Raw genomic sequence first — 427 nt, 5'->3', positions numbered from 1 at the left:
ATATTAGAACGAGCGCTGGAAGCGGAGGAGGCCGCCGATGCTGTTCTTCTTGTCGGCCGGTGTGAACGATGGGTTAACATAGTTGACATCGCCAAATCGGCCTGCATGGAGGTAGTCGACTTCGGCCGTGACCGTGAAGCCCGGCACAACGTCGTAAGCGATGTTCGCGGCAACGCCGACGTTCTTCCAATCGTCAGCAGACACCTGAGCGTTGAACGAGGTTTTTTCGTTGAACTTGTAGGTGCCACCGCCCCACACTGCCCAATTGCCACCCCACATCTTGTAGAAGCCGCGACCGTTGGCGTCGACATGATTGCTGAGGTTATCGTTGAGATTGTCGTCCGAACCGTAGCCGCCCATGATGAACAGCGAGAGTTCGTTGGAGACGTTCACATCCAGGCGAACCTTGCCGGCCACTTCTTCGTAA

General features: G+C 56.0%; 1 protein-coding gene. It reads right to left on the bottom strand.

The annotated features are described in order from the left end of the window. Positions 1-3 precede the first annotated feature (3 nt). Positions 4-427 (bottom strand): porin (locus EN994_RS35015; protein ID WP_206530597.1); only part of this gene is annotated, 424 nt, incomplete at its 5' end.

This window comes from Mesorhizobium sp. M7A.F.Ca.CA.002.09.1.1, assembly GCF_003998555.1.
Taxonomy (GTDB): domain Bacteria; phylum Pseudomonadota; class Alphaproteobacteria; order Rhizobiales; family Rhizobiaceae; genus Mesorhizobium; species Mesorhizobium ciceri.
Note: the sequence above shows the minus strand (reverse complement) of the source record. Positions and strands in the feature narration are given on the sequence as shown.